The following is a 24724-nucleotide window of genomic DNA, read 5'->3' as shown; positions in this document are numbered from 1 at the left end:
TTTATGTTTTTTGATTTTGGGATTTAAATCTCCCTGCAATAAATTCTCTTTTTTCTAAATGTTTGGTTTTGCGTTTAGTAACTCTTTCTCTCCACATTTGAAAACTAGATGATTTCATTTCCCTTCTCATGAGGGCAATTACTTGTTTTTCTAAAAGTCCAAATTGTTTTTCTATGACATCAAATGGTGTTCTATCTTCCCAAGCCATTTCGATGATTCGATCTATGGTTTCAGTATCTAAGTGGGGTAGTTTCATGTTTTGAGAACTTGAATAAAAATGACACAATTATAAATCTATATTTATCATACTATAGCAATCGTCAATAAGATGTAAACAACTCCTTCTTCTGTTCCTCTACGCCTGTGTGGTTAGTTAAAAAAATCCGTTGACAAATCAAATAGGATCATTATATATTAATTCTCTTTTCTCTTGTTCCTAGGTTTTGGGTGGGAACAGATATGGAAGGTACAATCTCTAAGATAGCATTCCCAGTCTGGAGACTGGGGACGAGGAACGAGAAAACGATAAATAAATCTCCCGAATACTCTAAAATAGGAGTAGGTACAAAAAACTCTGTTCTTTTCTTTAGTCGCTTCATCCTTATTGCTTATGAACATCTCGTCGGCACGACAGTATTTTTACCAAGAGATTCAACAACCTGACGAGTATATTAACCTAGCTAGAGCAGCTTTGTATATTGCCCAGGAAGAATATCCCAATCTTGATCCAGAAGAATACTTAAATGCGCTTGATACCATGGCAATGGAGTTAGAGGATCGTTTACCATCTTCTCGCTATCCCTTGCGAATCATTCAAAGTATTAATCAATATTTATATGAAGAATTGGGTTTTCATGGTAATAAAATTGATTATTATGACCCTCATAATAGTTTTTTAAATGATGTCATTGAACGCAAAACAGGTATTCCTATTACCTTAGCATTGGTTTACATGGAGGTGGCAAAACGGATTGATTTTCCCATGGTGGGGGTGGGAATGCCGGGACATTTTCTCATTCGTCCAGATATTAAAGATATAGGCATTTTTGTGGATGCTTTTAATGGTGGGGAGGTGATGTTTCCCCAAGACTGTGAAGCTAGACTTTCTCAAATTTATCACCAACAAGTAACTCTAAAACCTGAATTTTTATCTATAGTCACTAATCGGCAATTTCTGGTGAGAATGTTGACAAATTTAAAATATATTTATCTGGAACAGCAAGATTTAGAAAGAAGTTTAGGCACAGTAGAACGGATTTTGTTATTATTCCCAGAGAGGATTTTAGAAGTAAGAGATCGAGGTCTATTATGTTATCAACTGGGACAATTTTCCCAAGCGGCGGAAGATTTGCAAGTATATCTATTCAAAGTTCCTGATGCTAGAGATGGCGATGTAATCCGCCAATTACTAGATAAGTTAAGTTTTTAATGTCCTAATTCATTTTTAACCAGTTAAATACTTCTTCTACTGTTGAATTTAACTTAATTTCTGGCAAAATAATTAAATCATCTTTTCCATATTTTAATTCTGGCTCTTTTTGCGGCTGAAAAATTAAAATTGAACGATCATCTGGATCAAGTAACCATCCCAGTTTGCAACCATATTTAATACAATGTAAAATATTCCCAGTCAACTTAGCGACTTCTGACTGTGATATTCAGCTTGAGGATAGACGCTAATAATGGTATCACCAACTTCAAAAAATGTTCCAGCTTGTTCATGTTTTGACAACTGCAAATGAGGATATTTAGCAGCCAACTCATCAGCATTTATCGCCCTAGCTGATATTTTATTGGGTAAAAGTCCCGTTGTCCCAATGTAAAATACTATAGGAGAAATATTGGCTTCGTAAATTTGCTCAACATCAGCAGCTAATTTTTGGTAAGCTGTAGTCATAGATGCAATTAAATCTTCTTTGTTTACAGATTTACCTGCGTGTTGAGCATATAATAACAATGCTAAACTATGTTCACCAACTTGGTTGAGAATTTCGCCAACTTTGCCATTAGTATTAATGCCGAGAAAATCGTCAAAAATCGGTTTCATTAAATCATCAACGGCAGTTAATTTCATTCTCTTAGAAATAGCTTTTTGTCGGACGGCAATATTTTGGTTAAATACCATGTCCCAAGTTGGTTTTGTGAAAATCTCTCCGGTTTCTGAGTGGTAAACTTCATATCTCCTAGCTAGAAATTGGTTAGCAGAATATAATTTACCCAAATTCAGAATATCATGACTACCAAACTCAATTTTATAACTGATATGGGTATCAATACTCTCTGTATATTCTGGAGTTGTGGGAAAATTTAGGTAGAGGTTTTTTGACAAATAATGCTGTTTTAATTCCTCAATTTGGTTACTGACAAATACATCAGATTGATGGCGTAAATAAGCGGCTAAAATACTGATAACAACTTTGACTCCTGCTAATTGAGTAAATAAGCCATCCACACTAGCAAAATTGATATTAGAAGGAACTAATGGTAAATTGTCTAACTGAATTGTGTACTCGGAACGAAAATTAAATTTATCGGCAATAATTACCCCTTTAGATTGCAATAAATCAAATACTTTCTTATTGCTAATTTTGATATTTAAAGTAGAAATATTGACTTTTCCATCTTTAACAATGGTATAATTATTGAAGTTATCCAAATCGTTTGTGAGTAAGCCCGCAACCTCAGTCATCGGTGTCTGATCTTCAGATTTGACTAACTTTACTTTCCGTTTAATCAACATATTAATAGTCGCGGTATTGCGATTTATAGCAAATACACCCACTTGCACAAAATCACTAGGATAAATATCTTCTGTTTTTAACCAAGGACTAATCAAATCGCCATTGGTATCTCTCACACCTCGGACTCTTTTAATACCAGTTCTGTGGTAATCTTCCTTTAATTTGTGTAAGTTCAAAATGATATGATCACGATATTGAGATAAAATTCCGATCAATTCTAACAAGGAAATTTTGTGATTTATTTGTGACATGATAAACCCCCTCCATCTGCAATTGATGGTTGCAATTGAATATGTACAAAATCTAAGGATTTAGGTAAGCGATAAGATCCCCGACTTCTGACATCAATTGATAATTTGTGGACATAATAAATAAAAGAAGTCGGGGATCTAGTTGTAGGGTGCATCAGACAGCATAAATCATGTAAATAACAAAGTTCTTGATATCTGACGCACCCCAGGAATGTGCCAATCCTGTTAAATTGGTAAATTAGTCTATCTTTTGATTCCCCTGACTATTTGTATAGTACAATAATACTATGAAAATGTCAAGGAGATGCTAAAAATGATGTTAAAATCATTACATTAAGACTTATTCCTGGTGCTGAAAGTGCTGACGTGAAAACTGATATATTGAAGATTCTCTTACTTTATTAAAGTCTCCTATGTCTTTTGTGCCGTTACATATTCATAGTGATTACAGTTTGCTTGATGGTGCTAGTCAACTACCAGAGTTAGTAGATCGAGCGATCGCCCTGGGAATGAAAGCGATCGCCCTTACAGATCATGGTGTCATGTATGGTGCAGTTGAACTGATTAAAATCTGCCGTAGTAAGACGATTAAGCCAATCATTGGCAATGAAATGTATATTATTAATGGTGATATTGAAAAACAAGAACGTCGTCCCAAATATCATCAAGTTGTCTTAGCTAAAAATACCAAAGGTTATAAAAATTTAGTTAAAATTACCACAATTTCCCATCTCCAAGGTGTGCAAGGTAAAGGTATTTTTTCCCGTCCTTGTATTAATAAAGATTTACTCAAACAATACCGTGAAGGTTTAATTATCACCAGTGCTTGTTTAGGTGGAGAAATTCCCCAAGCAATTCTTAGTAATAGGCCAGATGCAGCCAGAAAAATCGCTAAATGGTATCAAGAAGTATTTGGCGAAGATTTCTATTTAGAAATACAAGATCATGGTTCACAAGAAGATAGAATTGTGAATGTGGAAATTGTCAAAATTGCCAAAGAATTAGGTATTAAATTTATCGCTACCAATGACTCCCATTTTATCTCCTGTTTTGATGTAGAATCTCACGATGCCTTATTATGTATTCAAACAGGTAAACTCATTAGTGAAGATAATCGGATGCGGTATTCTGGGACAGAATATCTCAAATCTGCTGAAGAAATGCAGCAACTATTCCGTGATCATTTACCCGATGATGTCATTGCTGAAGCCATAGGGACAACAGAAGAAATAGCTGATAAAGTTGAACCCTATCACATCATGGGTGATCCCCAAATTCCTACCCCTACCATCCCTTCAGGACATACCGCCGACACCTATGCAGAAGAAGTTGCATGGCAAGGACTTTTAGAAAGATTAAATCGCAAATCTCGCAACGAAGTAGATCCAGTCTATAAAGAAAGATTGGAATATGAATTAAAAATGATTCAACAGATGGGATTTTCTACCTACTTTTTAGTAGTGTGGGACTACATCAAATTTGCGCGAGATCATAATATTCCTGTCGGTCCAGGACGGGGATCTGCGGCTGGTTCTTTAGTCGCCTATGCCATGAAAATTACGAATATTGACCCCGTACATCATGGCTTACTTTTTGAAAGATTTCTCAATCCTGAACGGAAATCAATGCCTGATATTGATACAGATTTCTGCATTGATAAACGGGATCAAGTTATTGATTATGTGACTCAAAAATACGGTGTTGATCGAGTTGCCCAAATTATCACTTTTAACCGTCTCACCTCGAAAGCAGTATTAAAAGATGTCGCCAGAGTATTAGATATTCCCTACGGTGAATCTGACAAAATGGCGAAAATGATTCCTGTAGTTCGGGGTAAACCAACAAAATTAAAAGTGATGATTTCTGATGAAACCCCCGAACCAGAATTTAAAGCCAAATATGATAATGAACCTCATGTACGGCACTGGATTGATATGGCCATGCGAATTGAAGGTACTAACAAAACCTTTGGTGTTCATGCTGCTGGTGTCGTGATTTCCGCAGAACCATTAGATGAACTTGTTCCTTTGCAACGCAATAATGATGGTTCTGTAATTACCCAATATTTCATGGAAGATTTAGAATCATTGGGATTATTGAAAATGGACTTTTTGGGTTTGCGGAACTTAACCCTAATTCAAAAAACCATTGATTTAATTGAACAAAGTAAAGGCTATCTAGTTGACCCAGATGAAATTACAGGTCAGGAAAGAAAAGCACAAAAAATCTTAGCTAAAGGTGAACATACCAGTTTACCCAAAGATGTTGCTAAAGCTTATTCATTATTAGAAGCAGGTGATTTAGAAGGTATATTTCAATTAGAATCTTCTGGGATGAAACAGATAGTCCGGGATTTAAAACCTTCCAATATTGAAGATATTTCTTCCATTCTCGCACTTTATCGCCCAGGTCCATTAGATGCAGGATTAATTCCTAAATTTATTAATCGTAAACATGGACGAGAAGAAATTGAATATGATAGTCAAATTTTACAACCCATCTTAAATGAAACCTACGGCATCATGGTGTATCAAGAGCAAATTATGAAAATTGCTCAAGATATGGCTGGTTATAGCTTAGGACAAGCTGATTTACTCCGTCGCGCTATGGGTAAAAAGAAAGTAGCAGAAATGGAGAAACAAAAGCAAAATTTTATTGATGGTTCTGCGAAAAACGGTGTAAAACCCCAAGTTGCTGAACATTTATTTGGGGATATGTTGAAATTTGCCGAATATTGCTTAAGTTATGAGACAGAAATTTTAACCGTTGAATATGGGTTTTTAGAGATTGGGGAAATTGTCGAAAAACAAATTGAATGTCGGGTGTATACAGTTGATAGTAATGGCATACTTTATACTCAACCTATTGCCCAATGGCATCATCGAGGACAGCAAGAAGTGTATGAATACTTATTAGAAAATGGGGTAATTATTCGCGCTACAAAAGATCATAAATTTATGACTCAAGAGGGGGAAATGTTACCCATTGATGATATTTTTACCCAAGGATTAGATTTATTACAATTGGCAGATTTATAGCAGAAGGCAAGAGGCAGAAAAATCTCTATTCTTACAAGGGAATTTAGAAATCAATACAGTTAATCCCAAAACTCTTTTTGAAAACGAACCACAGAGTCACAGAGAACACAGAGAAAAGGAATAATACAGCATATTTCATTCAAATGAGGTACAACCATAATCAAACTTTTGTGGTGCGGGCATCTTGCCCGCAAAATGTATACCTTATACCTTCGCAAACTGCTGTAAGTTTTTACTTAGATGGGATTGAATTAGAAATTCCCAAAACTCTGACTAAAAAACCCCATTTATCTGCTGCTTCTTCAATAATTTTTGTCGTTGGTTTACCTGCACCATGTCCAGCTTTAGTTTCAATTCTAATCAAAACAGGTGCATCACCATTATGGGCAGCTTGCAAAGCGGCAGCAAATTTAAAACTATGGGCAGGAACAACGCGATCATCATGATCTGCGGTAGTAATTAAAGTAGCAGGATAAGCTGTTCCTGGTTTGAGATTATGCAAAGGAGAATAAGCAGACAAAATAGGAAAATCTTCTGCATTTTCCGCCGAACCATATTCAGGAACCCACGCCCAACCAATGGTAAATTTATGGAAACGCAACATATCCAAAACACCCACAGCAGGTAAAGCAGCACCAAATAAATCTGGCCGTTGTGTCATGCAAGCACCTACTAATAAACCGCCGTTACTACCGCCACCAATAGCTAATTTTGCAGGTTGAGTATATTTACTAGTAATTAACCATTCAGCCGCAGCAATAAAATCATCAAAAACATTTTGTTTTTTCTCTTTCATCCCCCCTTTATGCCATTCTTCTCCATATTCACCACCACCTCGCAAATTAGGTACAGCATAGACTCCACCCATTTCTAGCCAAATTAATAAACTCACGGAAAAACTTGGTGTTAAGGAGATATTAAAGCCACCATATCCATATAAGTAAGTGGGATTATTGCCATCTAATTTTATCCCTTTTTTATGGGTAATAAACATGGGTAATTTAGTCCCATCTTTACTGGTGTAGAAAATCTGTTTTGTTTCATAATCATCAGCATTAAAATCTACTTGCGGCTGACGAAAAATTTCACTTTTACCAATTTTCATGTCATAACGGTAAATAGTTCCTGGTGTAGTAAAGCTGGTGAAACTATAAAATGTCTCTGTATCATGACGCTTACCACTAAAACCACTGACCGAACCAATACCAGGTAATTCTACTTCTCTAATTAAATTACCTTCCAGATCGAATATTTTTATTTGGCTGTGGGCATCTTGTAAATAATCAGCTACAAATTGATTATTTAAAATGCTGACACTTTCTAATGTTTCTACAGCTTGAGGAATAATTTCTGGCCAATTTCCTAATGTAGGATTTTGAATATCAATGGCAATGACTTTGCCTTTTGGTGCATTTAAATCTGTGCGAAAATAAAAAACATTATCATCATTACCAATAAAGCTATAATCAGCTTCAAATTTGTTAATTAGTTCAATAACTTCACCCTGGGGATTTGTTAAATCCTTGTAAAAAACTAGGTTTTTCGAGTCAGTTCCTAGCCATACAGAAATAATCAAATATTTGCCATCTTCGGTTACACTACCACCAAATCCCCATTCTTTTTGCTCAGGACGATGGTAAATTAAAATATCCTCAGATTGGGGTGTACCAAGTTGATGATAATATAACTTTTGGTAATAATTAACATCTTCTAATTTAGTTTTTTCATTGGGTTCATCATAACGACTATAGAAAAAACCTTGATGATCATGAGTCCAAGAAGCACCAGAAAATTTAATCCATTGTAGATGATCTTGTAAATCTGCACCTGTGGTAATATCTCTAACTTTCCATTCTTGCCAATCTGAACCAGAAATAGATAAACCATAGGCTAAAAGTTGACCATTTTCACTAATAGAAATTCCTGAAAGGGCAACTGTACCATCTTCTGAAAGTTTGTTAGGATCAAGTAATACTCTTGGTTGTCCATCTAATGTGGGGAGAGTGTAGAGAACACTTTGATTTTGCAGTCCATCATTTTTGAAATAAAAGTAATTATCACCTTCTTTAAATGGTGTTCCATATTTTTCATAATCCCAAAGCTTGGTAAGACGCTGTTTAATGTCTTCTCTGGCGGGAATTTCGTTTAAGTAGGTAAAGGTAACTTGATTTTGTGCTTCTATCCAAGTTTTCGTTTCTTCTGTATCTGGATCTTCTAAAACTCGGTAAGGATCTGCAACTATAGTTCCATGATATTCGTCTACTTGATTACTGCGGCTAATGGTGGGATAAATTAAGGGTTTTTGCAAGTCAGACATAAATGGAATCTGGATAAGAGTGTTCTATCTATCTTAATCTTTGATTTTCCTCTACTCAAAAACTCTGGGAAACCAGATGTTTTCCTTTCCTATCCCTCATGATGCGATCGCCCAAAATCTGATCATAAAGGGCGATCGCCAACTTTGGCCTTGGCCAATAGCATAAAATTATTGCATCTCATTAAACGTATCTTTGAGAACAGAACGTGCTGCTAAATGATTACGAGTAGAAGTGAGAATTTCCACCTCTCGTTCTAAACGAGCCACAGTGTCCTGTATTTCCAGTAATGCTTGCTGTTCTGGTGCTACACCATAGAGATTACTAGCCACCCAATAAGATAATTCTGTAGGTAAATCTGGTAAATCCTCTGGTAATTCAATCTCCTGCTCTGTTAACTTAGCCGAAAGCCGCACGACATCGCCTAATAGTTGTTCTACTTCCGATGCTAAAGGACGCAAATCTCTAGATGGAGGTTGATCTTCAATCCATTCTACCAAACCGACACGATAAGGTTTTTCCCTGATATACTCTAAAACGCGAAATCTTTGTTGTCCTAGAGTTAACATTTTCATCCTGTCATCAGGTAGTCTTTGATAATGAAGAATTTCCGCACAGCAACCCACGTTAGCAATTGTCCCTTTCACGGGATCGATCATTAATACCCCAAATCGGCGATCGCTTTGCAAAATCGTGTTCATCATGATTCTGTAGCGAAATTCAAAGACATGCAGGGGCAATGGTCTGGTAGGAAATAGAACTACTTCAGGCAATGGAAACAGAGGTAGTTCACGAACTGCAATTTTAGAAGAAGATGTCATGGTTATTTGAGTATAAATTGTATTCTTAAAATATATTTTTCCCTAATTTCCCCATACTTTGCTTATATTTTATCACTATGTTTTATGGCTAATAAATTTTCTCATCAAAACAGATCCCCGACTTTTCTAAAAAGTCCGGGATCTTAGGGATCTTATTGAAGAAGGATAAATTTACAATTTGACTTCAATATCTACACCAGAGGGCAAATCTAGCTTCATGAGTGCATCAATAGTTTTAGAAGAAGGCTGATAAATGTCAATTATCCGACGATGGGTGCGGGTTTCAAAATGTTCACGGGAATCCTTGTCCACGTGAGGAGATCGCAGTACACAATATATCTTACGTTTTGTGGGTAAAGGAATCGGTCCTATAGCTGTAGCGTTGGTTCGGTTAGCAGTATCTACAATCTTCTCGCAAGATGTATCCAATAACCGTCTATCAAATGCCTTTAAACGAATTCTAATCTTCTGCTGCTGTAGAGTTGCCATATGAAAGTTTTCCAGGTTCGGTAAATTTTAGATTTTAGATTTTAGATTTTAGATGTTACAATTTCACCTCAAATCCAAAATTTAAAATTGTTTATGGGAATAGAAAGGAGCAGAGATTTTATGATTCATCTCCGCTCCTTTTTTAATAGAGCAAAAAGGTGAGTGTTATTTCAAGATTTTGGAGACAACACCCGCACCGATAGTCCGGCCACCTTCACGAATAGCGAAGCGCATACCTTGTTCAATCGCAATGGGGTTAATTAATTCCACTGTCATCTTGATCCGGTCACCGGGCATCACCATTTCTGCCGCAGCACCATCATCGGAAGTGAAAGCGGTAATAGTTCCAGTTACATCAGTTGTCCGCACATAAAACTGAGGACGGTATCCAGAGAAAAATGGAGTCTTACGACCACCTTCTGACTCTTTGAGTACGTATACTTCCCCTTCAAATTGAGTGTGAGGAGTAATTGATTTGGGTTTAGCAATTACCATACCCCGTTCAATATCAGCTTTTTGGATACCCCGCAGTAATACACCCGCGTTATCCCCAGCTTGACCTTCATCGAGACTCTTCTTGAACATCTCAATTCCAGTTACGGTAGTAGCGCGAGTATCTCTGATACCTACCAACTCCACGTTATCACCGACTTTCACAATACCGCGTTCAATCCGACCAGTAGCAACTGTACCACGACCTGTGATGGAGAATACGTCTTCTACAGCCATCAAGAATGGTTTGTCTACATCCCGCTCAGGAGTAGGAATAGAAGCATCTACAGCATCCATCAGTGCATAGATTTTATCTACCCACTCATTTTCACCACGCTGAGTTTTAGGATTAGCGGTCATTGCTTCTAGAGCTTTCAGACCTGAACCTTTGATAATGGGAATATCATCACCAGGGAAATCGTAGCTGCTGAGTAGTTCTCTCAATTCTAGTTCTACTAATTCCAGCAATTCTGGGTCATCCATCATATCTTCTTTGTTCAAGAAGACTACGAGACTGGGAACACCTACTTGTTTTGCCAAGAGGATGTGTTCACGGGTTTGGGGCATAGGACCATCCGTAGCCGCAACTACCAAGATACCTCCGTCCATTTGTGCCGCACCAGTGATCATGTTCTTCACATAGTCAGCGTGTCCTGGACAATCCACGTGAGCATAGTGACGCTTTTCAGTTTCGTACTCAACGTGAGCCGTATTGATTGTAATACCCCGTGCTTTTTCTTCAGGTGCATTATCAATTTGGTCATAGCCTTTAGCTACAGCTTGACCCATAGCAGCCAAGGTCATTGTAATAGCTGCTGTTAAAGTAGTTTTGCCGTGGTCAACGTGGCCAACAGTACCGATATTAACGTGAGGTTTAGTTCTTTCAAACTTTGCGCGTGCCATGTATACTCGTTTCCTTTTTTAATTAAGCGTTCCCTTTACTTTTGGCAATGATAGTTTCAGCTACACTCCGAGGTACTTCTTCGTAGTGACTAAACTCCATCGTAAAGATACCCCGACCTTGGGTTTTTGACCGGATATCAGTAGCGTAACCAAACATGGTTGCCAGTGGAACTTTCGATGCCACCTTAGCCAGTCCTTGTTCAGTGCTTTGGCTTTCAATCTGTCCTCGACGGGAGATTAAATCGCCCATCACAGTCCCCATAAAGTCTTCTGGTACTTCAACTTCAACTTTCATCATCGGCTCTAGGATGACAGGTGAAGCTTTCGATACAGCCTCTTTCATTGCCATTGAGCCAGCGATTTTAAAAGCCATTTCTGAAGAGTCTACATCATGGTAAGAACCGTCTACCAAAGTGGCTTTAACATCAATGAGTGGATATCCAGCAACAACACCAGATTCACAACATTCTTTCATTCCCTGTTCTGCAGGTCCGACGTACTCTTTAGGTACTGTACCACCAACTATTTTGGAGACGAATTCAAATCCAGTGCCTACTTCTCCTGGTTCTAGGTCAATAACTACATGACCATATTGACCTTTACCACCACTTTGGCGGATAAATTTACCTTCTATTCTAGTAACAGCTTTGCGAATTGTTTCTCGGTAAGCTACCTGTGGCGCACCCACGTTAGCTTCTACCTTAAATTCCCGTAACATCCTGTCTACTAGAATTTCTAGGTGTAATTCTCCCATACCAGCAATCACTGTTTGATTAGTTTCTGGATCTACGCTCACGCGGAATGTAGGATCTTCCTCACTCAGAGATTGTAGTGCTTTGGAGAGCTTATCCATATCATTCTTGGTTTTGGGTTCAACCGCTACCGAGATCACAGGCTCAGGAATAAATAGGGATTCTAGAATTACTGGGGCTGTTTCATCACAAAGGGTATCACCTGTTAAAGTGTCTTTTAATCCCAGTGCTGCTCCTAAATCACCCGCCCGTAGTTCATCTACGTCTTGTCTGTCATCTGCTTTCATCAGCACTAACCGAGAAATCCGTTCTTTTTTATTCTTGCTGGCATTAAGAACGTAACTACCTTTCTTCAGCACACCAGAATAAACACGAACGAAGGTCAGACGACCGTAAGGATCGGCCATAATCTTAAATGCCAAAGCTGATAATGGTTCGTTATCATCAGCATGACGTTCTACGGTATCACCATTGAGGAGTGTACCTTGAATTGGTGGTACTTCTGTTGGTGCTGGCAGGTAATCTATCACTGCATCCAACATTAATTGCACACCTTTGTTCTTAAAGGCTGAACCGCAAAGCACGGGCACAATTGTACCTGCAATTGTCCCTTTTCTTAAGGCAGAACAGATTTCTGCTTCTGTTAGTTCTTCACCCTCAAAGTATTTTGTCATCAGAGCATCTTCTGTTTCAGCTACTGCTTCTATCAGCTTTGTCCGATACTCTGCTGCCTGTTCTTGTAAGTCTTCAGGAATTCCTGTTTCCTGAATATCCGTTCCTTGGTCGTTGGTGTACATATATGCACACATCCGCACCAAGTCAACAATGCCTTTAAATTCGGTTTCGCTACCGATGGGCAATTGAATGGCAATGGCATTGGCACGCAAGCGATCGCGCATTTGCTCATGAACTCTATAGAAGTTCGCGCCTGTGCGATCCATCTTGTTAATAAAAGCAATCCGAGGCACTTTATAGCGATCTGCTTGTCGCCATACTGTTTCTGATTGTGGTTGTACACCACCTACGGAACAAAATACAGCAATTACACCGTCTAACACTCGCATGGAACGTTCAACTTCAATTGTGAAGTCTACGTGACCTGGAGTATCAATAATGTTAATTTGATGATCTTTCCAACTGGTACTAATGGCAGCAGCGGTGATGGTAATTCCCCGCTCCCGTTCTTGATCCATCCAGTCTGTAACAGCAGTTCCTTCGTGAACTTCACCAATTTTATGAATTATCCCAGAGTAAAATAATATTCTCTCTGTTGTCGTTGTTTTTCCCGCATCTATATGCGCCGCAATACCGATATTGCGTACTTTCTCCAGCGGGTTCGTGCGTGCCACAGTTACCTCCTATCGTTGTCGCCTCATGATATCTTGTATATTAATCTTTGTTAAGATTCTATACTCTTACGGAAAACCGTATTTTTCTTAGTGTAGCTAGGCTGTTGCCTTGGTTGGGCATTAGCCATAAATTCTACGATATACTGCACACAATAAGACCATATATCGCTTTTCTGGTTAGTAACGATAGTGTGCAAATGCTTTGTTTGCTTCCGCCATCCGGTGCGTTTCTTCGCGCTTACGAATAGCACTGCCAGTTTCATTTGCAGCGTCCATTAGTTCATTAGCCAGTCTAGCAGCCATAGTTCTGCCAGGACGCTGGCGAGAATATTGTACTAACCAACGCAATGCTAAAGTAGTACCACGATCTGAACGTACTTCCATGGGAACTTGATAAGTCGCTCCACCTACACGCCGAGCCTTTACTTCTACCAGTGGTGTAGCGTTACGTACTGCTCTTTCAAAGGTTTCTAAAGGACTAGATCCTGTGCGCTCTTCAATTGTTTTCAAAGCGTCATAAACTATTCTTGCAGCAAGTGATTTCTTGCCATGACGCATTATCCGTCGCATCATCATACTGATCAAACGGCTGTTATACACTGAGTCAGGCGGCACTGAGCGCCTTTGACTAACACCACGACGAGACATACTTCATCCTTGAATACGGAATTTGGACACGAAATTATATGCTATCAGAACACTGGAAACTAAAAGCGGTTGAATTATCCACTGATTTTTCCTGAGTTTTTCTCTATGGCTTACGCCGCGCTATCGCTATCAGTTGCAGGGAGGCTGAATTAACTCACTTATTTATCTGCTACCAGACACAGAAGACGACAACGTTATCAACTTTAAAATTTAAATTAAAGTGCTGTTATCGTTTACAAGATTATCCTCTCCACACTCATGCAACTTGTTTTTATGCCAGATACAGTTTGATTTCTTAAAAAAAATTCGTTACTGCTGGTTTTTGATTGATCTAGGCTTAGGCAGGACGATTAATCGTAATTGGTGCGATTAACCGCCACCCACCTATTTTTTACCTGCTTTTTGGCGTTTAGTTCCATATTTGGAACGCCCTTGTTTCCGGTCTTTAACTCCGGCTGTATCCAATGTGCCACGGATGATGTGATATCTAACTCCGGGCAAGTCTTTGACCCGACCACCACGAATCATAACTACGGAATGTTCTTGTAAGTTATGACCGATACCTGGGATGTAAGCTGTGACTTCAAATCCAGATGTAAGTCTGACTCTCGCTACCTTACGGAGGGCTGAGTTCGGCTTTTTAGGTGTAGTTGTATATACTCTGGTACATACGCCCCGGCGTTGAGGACATTGTTTCAGAGCAGGGGACTTGGTTTTCTGACGCGCTAGTTCGCGCTCACTACGTATTAACTGCTGTATAGTTGGCATGAGTTACAGCGCGTGAAGCTGCTTTATAATCTAAGTTTTAACAAATCCTGATTATATCTTTTTTTCTGATTTTCTGTCAATCATTTATTTTAGAAGGTAATAGGGAAGAGACAGGGAGCAGAGGAGAAGATTTTAAATGACAACTGACCGCTAACCAATAGAAAAAGAATTGCCACAACTACAGGTAGATATTGCTTGGGGGTTATGGAAGCGGAAAGCACCACCCATTAAGTCTTCTGAATAATCTATTAACAAGCCATTGATGTAATTTAGGCTTTGAGAGTCTATAACTACATGAATATCATGTAACTCTAGTACCTGATCCTGAGATTGCACTGTTGTATCAAAAGCCAGATCATAAAACAAATCAGCACAACCCCCTGATTTGACTCGCAAGCGAAATAAAATATATGTTGGTTGTTTAGCTTTTAAGCGTTCGATTTCCTGAATGGCGGCTGAACTCAAATGAATCATGGAATTTTTTTATTAGTCAGTTGTCCGTTGTCAGTAGGAAAAATTTTCTGCCCTGCTCCCGGTCAGTGAGCGAAGCCGTTCGCAAAGTGTGGCGTTAGCCATACCGCTGCTCCCTTGCTCCTCTGCTTATTTTTCCGAACGGGCATAGTCATCTTGATAGCGAATAATATCATCTTCTCCCAAATATTCACCATTTTGAACTTCAATCAAAACTAAGGGAATAACACCTGGATTTTCTAAGCGATGAGTTGTACATTGGGGAACATAGGTTGATTGATTATTGCTTAATAAGATTTCGTTATCGCCACAAACTACTTTAGCTGTACCAGAGACAACAATCCAGTGTTCACTACGGTGATGGTGCATTTGTAAACTCAGCCGATGGCCGGGTTTAACTTCAATGCGTTTAATTTTATATCCCCGTCCTTCTTCCAAGACGGTAAAAGAACCCCAAGGGCGTAATTCACTGGCCGCAGCAGTTTTAGAATTAATTGTAGGTTGTAGCGTCAGGGTGGTGGTTGGCAGAGTTTCCGATAATTTAGCCATAGTTACCTCATGAAGAGACATAAAAAAACCCGTTTTTAGTCTTAAAAATTAATGCCAGTGGGGCGAGATTGAGCCACCTTGCTCAAGATAACAAAACTCATCATCAATCGTTAATATTTCTTGCTTAAACTCATGTTTCTACATAAAGTCTTTATCAAAAAAAAGATTTCTTGTTGTCAACTTCAAAATTGAGAAGTTCAAAAATCTGATTTAACGGGAGTTGTTATTTTTGTTACTAACTTTTATTTTTACCTCCTGCCCCGGTTGGTGAGAGACTTGCCCTGAGGGAAGTCGAAGGAAGCCGAACCACTGCTTTCTGCTATAGATTCTAGAAAAATCCCAATACCATTATGAACACGCGCCGCAGTATTGGGGGAACGGTTAAGTAATTGACCACCCAAATAAAGACTTGTAGAACTACCACCATCTAAATTTAAGGCATGAATACAACCCATAGCTTGCATTAATTTTGCTTGTTCCTCTAGAGTTGGACCACCACCACTAGCACGATTATGTACAGCAGCAATCATTAAATTACCTGTAGAAGTAGTGCAAATACTGCTGCGAACTGCTTGACCTTTCATAAAAGCCGGGTTGAATTTTTCTCCTAGACCATCAAGAACTATTTGCCGATTTTCTACTAATAGAGGACCTGCACCAACAATATGGGGATAGCGACTAAATTCGGGAGTGGTAGTGGTGCTGGTAAGATTAACTTTTGTTCCTATGGGCAACTGTGGGGTTTGATTACGGAAAATCAGAAGATAACCGGTTTCGGGTATGGGAATAGGAGTTATACCGCTTTTACCCCCTAGTAACTGATTTATTACTTGATTGTTTTGCACAACTACTATAGTTTCATTATCAGTTAGGGGTGTATAAGTATTTCCCCAGGTTGGAGTATAACGAGCTATACCGCTTTGCACATAGCCACTATTGAGTAAGAGTATGGGTAAACGCTGATTATTGGTAACTAGAGTTTCTGTGAGTGTGAGACGGCCAAAATAAAATTGTCCGTTATTATTCCAAGCGATCGCTCCTCGGTTGAGAATTGGTCCTGATATCCATTCATTATCCCGACGAATTGCCCCTAAAGGTAATTTATTATTGCGGTTAAAATAACCACCATTAATGGCAGCTACAGCTAAGTAATTTTGAGCAGTCTGTAATAAGGGGGCAATACCCATGACGGTTTGTGGGTTAGTCACTATGGGTTTAATACTTAATCCCACACTGCGGGGGTTGATATCCAACCAAACTACAGGAAAGCGGTCTGTGCCTAAAGTTACCCACTGCTGTCGCCATTGTAATCCCTGCGCCCAGGCAATAGTTCTCTCTCGTAAAGCATCAGGACGAAGATCCAAAACTAGGCGATTAGGTTGGGGAATGGTGCTAACTTGGACTGATTGCCCAAAGGGAACACTAAGACGGATAATGGTTTGATTATTCACCACTTCCACTTTTTGAATTAGTGATTGAGGATTTAGTGGTATGGGCGGTTGGGGGTTATACCGTTGGATTAAAGCCGGATCAGCAATACCATCTAAGGTGACAGTCCATTCTCGATTGGGTCGTGTGGTAGATTTAGGGATAATTTCGTCAGGATCAACAACTTTTTTGACTGGTAACTCTTGTCTAATCTGCCAAGGAGTTGGTATATCTAAATCTAGAACAACCCTATCTCCTTGCGGTTGTTTACCCAAACGAATATTTTTCAGTTGGGATGGAGGAGTAGAAATTATTAAGCTCTTACCATTAGCTTGAATTTGCCAACCTTGTTTCATTGCTAATTGAGTAACATCTAAATAGCGATGTCCTCCCCTCAAGTCAGTATTTAAAATTAGGGGATATGTTGAGCTAGAAAACCACTGTATCGGTTGTTGATGAGGATTGTTACTATTAAGTAAATCTACACCGACAAATTGCCTAATTGCGCCATCGCTGATATAAGTTCGTACTCCCATCGAGGTTGCTGTTGACTGTAACCATGCTCCTGGTAAAGTGCGTCCATTCAGAATAATTTGATTACCTCCACTCCCTGTAGATGCAGCTTGGCTTACAGTCATGGCCGTTAAGGGTGTGGGTAACTTGGGCATATTTTGAGCAAATACCCCATGGGTATCAGTAAAATACAGTGCTATTGACAGTAGCGGTAACACGGGATTCAACAATTTCATAGATTTGGCAAAGTTATCATGCTAAACGTCAGGCTAACCCATTAGTCATACAAAAATTTATCCACAAATTGAAAAAATAATGATCTTTTTTACAAATAATCGTGATAATATCTACATTGGGTTTTTATCTCTTCTCAAGAGAAGTCAACAATTATGATGCTAAAAATACTAGCAATAATTGTGTAAAATAATATAATTGCTTCTCCTTAGTCATTGGTAAAATTATTCACTCTCATTGGTCATTGGTAAAATTATTCACTGTCACCTGCTACCTGCTATATTTTTTTTCAACAGTGCATAAACAAATAGAAAATAGATAGGCATTGGTAACACAGCTTTGGCTAAATGTCAAGCTAAGGCTAAAATTGTTATCCCTAAATTTTAGTAATTATGTATTTTTACCCAGTGCCGATAGTATCAGTGTGGCATTAGCCATAATTGAGATATTGTCCTCCAGGAGCAATAGCAACATCCGTACCTCAAAATTTCAGGAATAGAGTATGAGTTATCAATCATTGAATCAGGGTCAGCAAACTTCCGATATGAATTCTCAAGAGACATACCCCGGTCAAAGGTGGTTAGTAGAAGAAAGAGATGCTTGTGGAGTTGGGTTTATTACCCATCGTCAAAATATTGCCAGCCATGAAATTTTAGAAAAAGCTTTAACTGCTTTAACTTGCTTAGAACATAGAGGTGGTTGTAGCGCTGACCAAGATTCTGGTGATGGTGCAGGAATATTAACCGCTATTCCTTGGGAATTATTGGCATGGGAAAACGCTGGTAAAATTGACCTCTCTAACTTAGGTAATATGGCAGTGGGGATGATATTTTTTCCCCAAGACCCCATAGCTGCCGAAACTGCTAAGACGGCATTTGCACAAATAGCAGCAGAAGAAAAATTGACTATACTGGGGTGGCGAGTAGTTCCAGTACATCCAGAAGTATTAGGGGTACAAGCTAAAGAAAATCAGCCTCAAATAGCACAAGTTATCATTTCCTGTGCTGACAAAAGCGGCGATGAACTAGAAAGAGAATTGTATATTGCTCGTCGCCGAATTATGCAAGCGGGCAGAAAAATTTCCGCAGATTTCTATGTATGTTCCTTGTCTAGCCGGACAATTGTTTATAAAGGCATGGTGCGTTCCGCCGTATTGGGGGATTTTTACCAAGATTTAAAAAATCCGGCTTTTAAAGTGGCATTTGCGGTGTATCATCGCCGTTTTAGTACCAATACGATGCCGAAATGGCCTTTAGCCCAACCCATGCGCCTATTAGGTCACAACGGGGAAATTAATACCCTCTTAGGGAATATTAATTGGATGATGGCACGGGAAGCCACCCTGAGTCATCCGATTTGGGAAGATCGGTTTGAGGAACTCAAACCAGTTGTAAATGTTGATAATAGTGACTCTGCTACCTTAGACAACGTATTGGAGTTATTAGTGCGTTCGGGACGCAGCCCCCTAGAAGGATTAATGATGATGGTTCCCGAAGCTTATAAAAATCAACCTTCCTTGGCTGAATATCCAGAAATTGTAGATTTTTATGAATATTACAGCGGTCTGCAAGAAGCATGGGATGGTCCAGCGCTGTTAGTATTTAGTGATGGTAAGAAGGTAGGGGCGACATTAGACCGGAATGGGTTAAGACCTGCACGATATGTGATTACTAAAGATGATTATATCGTCGTGGCTTCTGAAGCGGGAGTAGTAGACTTCCCGGAAGAGAATATTCTCGAAAAAGGCAGACTCGGACCGGGACAAATGATTGCGGTGGATTTAAACACCCAAGAAATTTTGAAGAATTGGGAGATTAAACAACGCATTGCTAAACAACATCCTTATGGGGAATGGTTGCAACAACATCGCCTAGAATTGAGTAACTTAGTTAAAGGCCAGTCAGTAGTTAATGGTAACAGTAATGGACACCATAGCCACAGTAATGACAATGGACATTTATCACAAACTCCTGATAAAATTGATACACAACTACTATTACAGCAGCAAATAGCCTTTGGTTACACCATAGAAGATGTAGAAATGGTGATTCATCCCATGGCTAGTACCGGTGCAGAAGCAACTTTCTGTATGGGGGATGATATTCCTTTGGCTGTGTTGTCAGAAAAACCCCATTTGCTGTATGACTATTTTAAACAGCGCTTTGCCCAGGTTACTAACCCAGCCATTGACCCGTTACGGGAAAAGTTGGTGATGTCTTTAACTGTGGAGTTGGGTGAAAAGGGGAATTTATTAGAACCTAAACCAGAATACGCCCGCAGACTCAAGTTAGAGTCCCCTGTACTTACCCAAGCAGAGTTGGAAGCTATTAAGCTGTCAGGATTTGCAACGGGTGAATTGTCAACTTTGTTCCCTATTGCTACAGGACCAGATGGTTTAAAGATTGCTGTGGAAGCTTTGCAAAAACAAGCGGCTGAATCCGTGCGGGCCGGGGCGAAAGTTTTAATATTAAGTGACAGAACAGGTACGGGTATTGCGGCGGAATATACTTATATTCCCCCCTTATTAGCTATTGGTGCGGTTCACCATCATTTAATCCGCGAAGGTTTGCGGATGAAAACATCTTTAATTGTGGATACTGCCCAATGTTGGAGTACCCATCATTTTGCTTGTTTGCTGGGTTATGGTGCGGGGGCGGTTTGTCCTTACATGGCCTTAGATACTGTCACTGCTTGGTGGTCTGAACCCAAAACCCAACAGTTTATGGAAAGGGGTAAAATCGCCACACTGACTTTAGAACAAGCTAAAGAAAATTATCGCAAAGCTGTAGAATCGGGATTGCTGAAAATCCTCTCGAAGATGGGTATTTCTCTGCTTTCGAGTTACCAAGCCGCACAGATATTTGAAGCTATTGGTATTGGTGGTGATTTGTTGGCTTTGGGTTTCCGAGGTACAACTTCCCGCATTGGTGGTTTAAGTGTGGGTGAGTTAGCACAAGAGGTGTTATCTTTCCACAGTAAGGCTTTCCCCGAATTGACAGCGAAAAAGTTGGAAAACTTAGGTTTTGTTCAATACCGTCCCGGTGGTGAATACCACATGAATAGCCCAGAATTAGCTAAGGCGCTACATAAGGCGGTAAAAGGCAAGCACTATGACCATTATGAAGTTTACAAAAAACATCTGCAAGATCGCCCTGTGACGGCGTTGCGTGATTTGTTAGACTTCCAAAGCGAGCGCTCGTCAATTCCTCTAGAAGAGGTAGAATCAGTTAGTGATATTGTGAAGCGGTTCTGTACGGGTGGGATGTCTTTAGGGGCGTTATCACGGGAAGCCCATGAAACCTTAGCGATCGCTATGAATCGCATTGGTGGTAGGTCTAACTCTGGTGAAGGTGGCGAAGATCCCGTTCGTTACAATATTTTGAGAGATGTAGATGTTAACGGTAAATCTCCTACTCTCCCCCATCTTCATGGGTTACGGAATGGTGATACGGCTGCAAGTGCCATTAGACAAATTGCCTCAGGACGGTTTGGCGTTACTCCCCAATACTTAGCTACAGCCAAACAACTAGAAATCAAAATTGCCCAAGGTGCAAAACCAGGAGAAGGTGGACAACTACCTGGACCCAAGGTAAGCCCCTATATTGCCATGTTACGCCGTTCTAAGCCCGGTGTCACCTTGATTTCACCACCACCCCACCATGATATTTACTCCATTGAAGACTTAGCCCAGTTAATTTTTGACCTGCACCAAATTAACCCTAAAGCTCAAGTTTCGGTGAAATTAGTCGCAGAAATCGGAATTGGGACAATTGCGGCGGGTGTAGCTAAGGCTAACGCCGATATTATCCAAATTTCGGGACATGATGGCGGTACTGGTGCATCACCGCTTTCTTCTATTAAACACGCGGGTAGTCCCTGGGAATTGGGTTTAACAGAAGTACATCGAGTATTGATGGAAAACAGCTTGCGCGATCGCGTCATCCTGCGGGTAGATGGTGGTCTCAAAAGCGGCTGGGATGTCCTAATTGGGGCGTTAATGGGGGCAGAGGAGTTTGGCTTCGGTTCGATAGCTATGATTGCGGAAGGCTGCATTATGGCGCGGATTTGCCACACTAATAACTGTCCTGTGGGTGTAGCTTCTCAGAAGGAGGAACTGCGGAAACGCTTTACTGGCATTCCTGAACACGTTGTTAACTTCTTCTACTTCATCGCCGAAGAGGTGCGGAGTCTGTTGGCAAAATTGGGATATCGTTCTTTATCAGAAGTCATTGGCCGGGCTGACTTGTTAACAGTTCGTTCGGATATCAACTTGAATAAAACTCAGGCTTTGAATTTGGATTGTTTAACTAAGTTACCAGATGCAAAACTTAATCGCAGTTGGTTAGTACATGAAGAAGTTCACAGTAACGAATCTGTTTTAGATGATCAATTACTGGCTGATGCAGATATTCAAGCTGCAATTGGCAATCACGGCACAGTTAGTAAAACCCTCCTGGTTGTAAATACCGATAGAACAGTCGGTGCAAGGTTAACTGGGGCGATCGCTAATAAATACGGTGACGACGGTTTTAAGGGTCAAATTAACCTTAATTTCCACGGTAGTGTAGGGCAAAGCTTCGGTGCATTTAACCTCGATGGTGTCACCCTTACCCTAGTTGGTGAAGCTAACGACTATGTAGGCAAAGGTATGAACGGTGGGGAGATTATTATTAAGCCCCCAACCAATGCCACCTACAACCCAGCCCAAAACGTAATTGTCGGGAATACTTGTCTTTATGGTGCTACTGGTGGGGCGTTATTTGCCAATGGTTTGGCTGGAGAACGGTTTGCGGTGCGGAACTCCAAAGGAACAGCCGTCATTGAAGGGGCTGGTGATCACTGCTGTGAATATATGACGGGTGGTGTCATTGTCGTTCTGGGTAAAGCAGGCCGCAACGTGGGCGCAGGTATGACAGGCGGTTTAGCTTATTTCTGCGATGAAGTAGGTAATTTCCCTGATTTTGTCAATCATGCTATTGTCAAAGTGCAACGGGTTGTCAGTGAAGCAGGTGCAAAACAATTGTATGAGTTAATTGAAACCCATGCCCGGAAAACTGGTTCACCCAAAGCACAGGAAATTATTGCTAATTGGGAAGTATACTTACCCAAATTCTGGCAATTGGTTCCACCATCGGAAGCTGATAGTCCAGAAGCCAAAATAGCAGAAAAACAATTAAGTTCTGTGTAATTTGTCTGAATCAGGATGTACAGGATTTTAGGATTTAGAGGATTTAATTAAATACTTTGTTTGTATTCATCCTGTTTATCCTTTCATCCTGGATATCCTGATTCAAACGTTATTTCCTTAAGGTTTTTGGGGTTTTTGAGGTTTTTGAGATTTTGTTTTATTCTGAGCAACTAGCTGTGGGTATTGATCTTGCATTTCCAAGAGTTCGGGAATAGTAACAAATTCATAACCCTGTTTGCGAAACTTGTTAATGATTTCTGGTAGGGCTTTGATAGTGTGAGAGCGATCGCCTCCACCATCATGCATCAATACAATACCACCTGGTTTAGCTTCTCTAAATATATTATTTATCAATTTTGGTACAGTCGGACGGGAGTAGTCTACTGAATCAGATGACCACATAATAACAGCATATTTATTACTTTTAGCATAATCTACTACCCCATTCTTCATATTCCCACCAGGTGGACGGAACAGACTGGTTTTCACTCCAGTAGTTTTATAGATTATGTCTGTAGTATTAGCAACTTCATAAGCAGCAGTTTGGGGGTTCATGTGATGATACCAGTGATGCCAGGTATGATTAGCTATGGTATGACCTTCTGTAACTATCCGTTTTGTTAATTCAGGATAATTCTTGACATTCTGCCCAACGACAAAAAATGTGCCTTTGATATGATTTTTTTTGAGAATATCTAATACTTTTGCGGTGCTACCAGGCCAGGGGCCATCATCAAAAGTTAGGGCAATAACTTTTTTGCTAGCTGGCAGTTTTGCCTGTTCGATCACAGCCCCTTCAAATCTAGATGGTACATCGGTTGCAAACCCTTTTGCTTGGGCTTCTTCCTGCCAACTAGTGAGCATTTCGGCTTTAAATTGTTCTAATCGCTGCTGAGTTTTGACATTAACAGCAATTTCCTTATCCTTAACACTGGTGCTTTTAATTTGAGCATCAGACGTATTAACTTTAAAAAGAATCATCAAAGCAATTGCTAAAGTGCCCGTTAGACCGACGATAGCAATTAATGTTGTCTGTGTCTCAAAAAATGGCTTATTATTTTCCACAGTGTAACTCCTTTAAGGGGTAAGCAATCAATGATGGCAGTGATAGCTCTGACGGTAGGTTATAACACATTTTTCTATATTAGGACTTACGCATTCACAGGATCAACCAAATATGGGGTATGGTTTTCGGGCATTTTAAGGTTATTTTTTGATGATTTTTAAGCGATAGCAAAGCGCTGCTGCAAGCAGTTTGCTATTGAACAGAAGTTAATCGCCAAAAGCCTGAAACGACTGATTTTCGTTTATGCACATCATGGTTAATTTGTACAGTGCCTAAGTCCTGTTAATCACTTTATTTATATAGGATTTACACAAGATATAACTGAAACCCTGATTATTTCCTAGGGGTAATTCATGAATTACTCCTACTTTCGTTCTGTTGTGCGTAAGTCCTGTTATAGTTGATGCTGTCAAAATCCTTAGACTTTCTTCAATACTATCTAAGAGCTAGACGATAATTAACTGAATATAGTTTCGCATCTTTAAATTATCTTTAGTAGTGATTATGGCTACTATTATCTATTTAAAGCCAGATATTTTTATCAGCAATTGATAACTTTTGATAATTTATCATTGACTGGAAATATTTTCAATTATCTCAATTTTATTTTTTCCAATATTTATAGGACTTACGCAAGCGGCACACCAAAAATCTGTCGTAGTGGGGTGCTTTAATTTACTTCTTTAATACCCACATTCCGCACTTCAA

The 24724-nt window shown here is 39.6% G+C and carries 17 protein-coding genes; 3 read left to right on the top strand and 14 right to left on the bottom strand.

The genetic code is table 11. The features are described 5' to 3' along the window. Window position 1 precedes the first annotated feature (1 nt). Window positions 2-256: a TIGR03643 family protein gene (locus CUN59_RS05625; protein WP_104386914.1), complete on the bottom strand. Its 255-nt coding sequence runs from the start codon at window positions 254-256 to the stop codon at window positions 2-4. Window positions 257-610: 354 nt separating this feature from the next. Between CUN59_RS05625 and CUN59_RS05620 the strand changes: the two genes are divergently transcribed. Beyond that, window positions 611-1429 carry a SirB1 family protein gene (locus CUN59_RS05620; RefSeq protein ID WP_104386913.1) on the top strand — a complete coding sequence of 273 codons (819 nt, stop codon included), beginning with the start codon at window positions 611-613 and terminating at the stop codon, window positions 1427-1429. A gap of 4 nt (window positions 1430-1433) precedes the next feature. Here CUN59_RS05620 and CUN59_RS05615 read toward each other — a convergent pair whose 3' ends face one another. Beyond that, entirely contained in the window at window positions 1434-1634 is a 201-nt protein-coding gene (locus CUN59_RS05615) for a PDDEXK family nuclease (RefSeq protein ID WP_207765370.1), read from the bottom strand. Next, window positions 1631-2992 carry a hypothetical protein gene (locus CUN59_RS05610; protein ID WP_104386912.1) on the bottom strand — a complete coding sequence of 454 codons (1362 nt, stop codon included), beginning with the start codon at window positions 2990-2992 and terminating at the stop codon, window positions 1631-1633. Before CUN59_RS05610 ends, CUN59_RS05615 begins: the two co-directional genes overlap by 4 nt. 413 nt (window positions 2993-3405) lie before the next feature. On the opposite strand from CUN59_RS05610, the gene CUN59_RS05605 reads away from it, so the two are divergent. Further along, window positions 3406-6030 carry a DNA polymerase III subunit alpha gene (locus CUN59_RS05605; protein ID WP_104386911.1) on the top strand — a complete coding sequence of 875 codons (2625 nt, stop codon included), beginning with the start codon at window positions 3406-3408 and terminating at the stop codon, window positions 6028-6030. A gap of 232 nt (window positions 6031-6262) precedes the next feature. Here CUN59_RS05605 and CUN59_RS05600 read toward each other — a convergent pair whose 3' ends face one another. From CUN59_RS05600 to CUN59_RS05555, 10 genes are all read right to left on the bottom strand, one after another. Next, a complete protein-coding gene (locus CUN59_RS05600) occupies window positions 6263-8347 on the bottom strand; it encodes a prolyl oligopeptidase family serine peptidase (RefSeq protein WP_104386910.1) in 2085 nt (694 codons plus the stop codon). 168 nt (window positions 8348-8515) lie between these two features. Then, on the bottom strand, window positions 8516-9166 hold the full coding sequence (locus CUN59_RS05595; RefSeq protein ID WP_104386909.1) for an LON peptidase substrate-binding domain-containing protein: 651 nt from the start codon (window positions 9164-9166) through the stop codon (window positions 8516-8518). A 171-nt stretch (window positions 9167-9337) separates the two neighbouring features. Then, entirely contained in the window at window positions 9338-9655 is a 318-nt protein-coding gene (rpsJ, locus tag CUN59_RS05590) for a 30S ribosomal protein S10 (protein WP_015113498.1), read from the bottom strand. Between the two features lie 165 nt (window positions 9656-9820). After that, window positions 9821-11050 (bottom strand): elongation factor Tu, encoded by a 1230-nt coding sequence (gene tuf, locus CUN59_RS05585; protein WP_104386908.1) that lies wholly within the window; start codon window positions 11048-11050, stop codon window positions 9821-9823. A 22-nt stretch (window positions 11051-11072) separates the two neighbouring features. Beyond that, window positions 11073-13151 carry an elongation factor G gene (fusA, locus tag CUN59_RS05580; protein ID WP_104386907.1) on the bottom strand — a complete coding sequence of 693 codons (2079 nt, stop codon included), beginning with the start codon at window positions 13149-13151 and terminating at the stop codon, window positions 11073-11075. A gap of 177 nt (window positions 13152-13328) precedes the next feature. After that, window positions 13329-13799: a 30S ribosomal protein S7 gene (rpsG, locus tag CUN59_RS05575; RefSeq protein ID WP_104386906.1), complete on the bottom strand. Its 471-nt coding sequence runs from the start codon at window positions 13797-13799 to the stop codon at window positions 13329-13331. Between the two features lie 384 nt (window positions 13800-14183). Beyond that, window positions 14184-14567 (bottom strand): 30S ribosomal protein S12, encoded by a 384-nt coding sequence (gene rpsL / locus CUN59_RS05570; protein ID WP_104386905.1) that lies wholly within the window; start codon window positions 14565-14567, stop codon window positions 14184-14186. Between the two features lie 150 nt (window positions 14568-14717). Further along, entirely contained in the window at window positions 14718-15041 is a 324-nt protein-coding gene (locus CUN59_RS05565) for a HesB/IscA family protein (protein ID WP_104386904.1), read from the bottom strand. Window positions 15042-15167: 126 nt separating this feature from the next. Beyond that, on the bottom strand, window positions 15168-15587 hold the full coding sequence (locus CUN59_RS05560; protein WP_104386903.1) for a cupin domain-containing protein: 420 nt from the start codon (window positions 15585-15587) through the stop codon (window positions 15168-15170). Window positions 15588-15835: 248 nt separating this feature from the next. Continuing rightward, a complete protein-coding gene (locus CUN59_RS05555) occupies window positions 15836-17764 on the bottom strand; it encodes a phosphodiester glycosidase family protein (protein ID WP_104386902.1) in 1929 nt (642 codons plus the stop codon). A gap of 500 nt (window positions 17765-18264) precedes the next feature. On the opposite strand from CUN59_RS05555, the gene CUN59_RS05550 reads away from it, so the two are divergent. Beyond that, window positions 18265-22950, top strand: coding sequence for a glutamate synthase-related protein (locus CUN59_RS05550; RefSeq protein WP_104386901.1), 4686 nt, complete (start codon window positions 18265-18267; stop codon window positions 22948-22950). Window positions 22951-23067: 117 nt separating this feature from the next. Here CUN59_RS05550 and CUN59_RS05545 read toward each other — a convergent pair whose 3' ends face one another. Next, window positions 23068-24015 (bottom strand): polysaccharide deacetylase family protein, encoded by a 948-nt coding sequence (locus tag CUN59_RS05545; protein WP_104386900.1) that lies wholly within the window; start codon window positions 24013-24015, stop codon window positions 23068-23070. Window positions 24016-24724 lie beyond the last annotated feature (709 nt).

Source organism: Cuspidothrix issatschenkoi CHARLIE-1 (assembly GCF_002934005.1).
Taxonomy (GTDB): Bacteria; Cyanobacteriota; Cyanobacteriia; order Cyanobacteriales; family Nostocaceae; genus Cuspidothrix; species Cuspidothrix issatschenkoi.
This window is presented reverse-complemented; position numbering and strand designations above follow the sequence as displayed.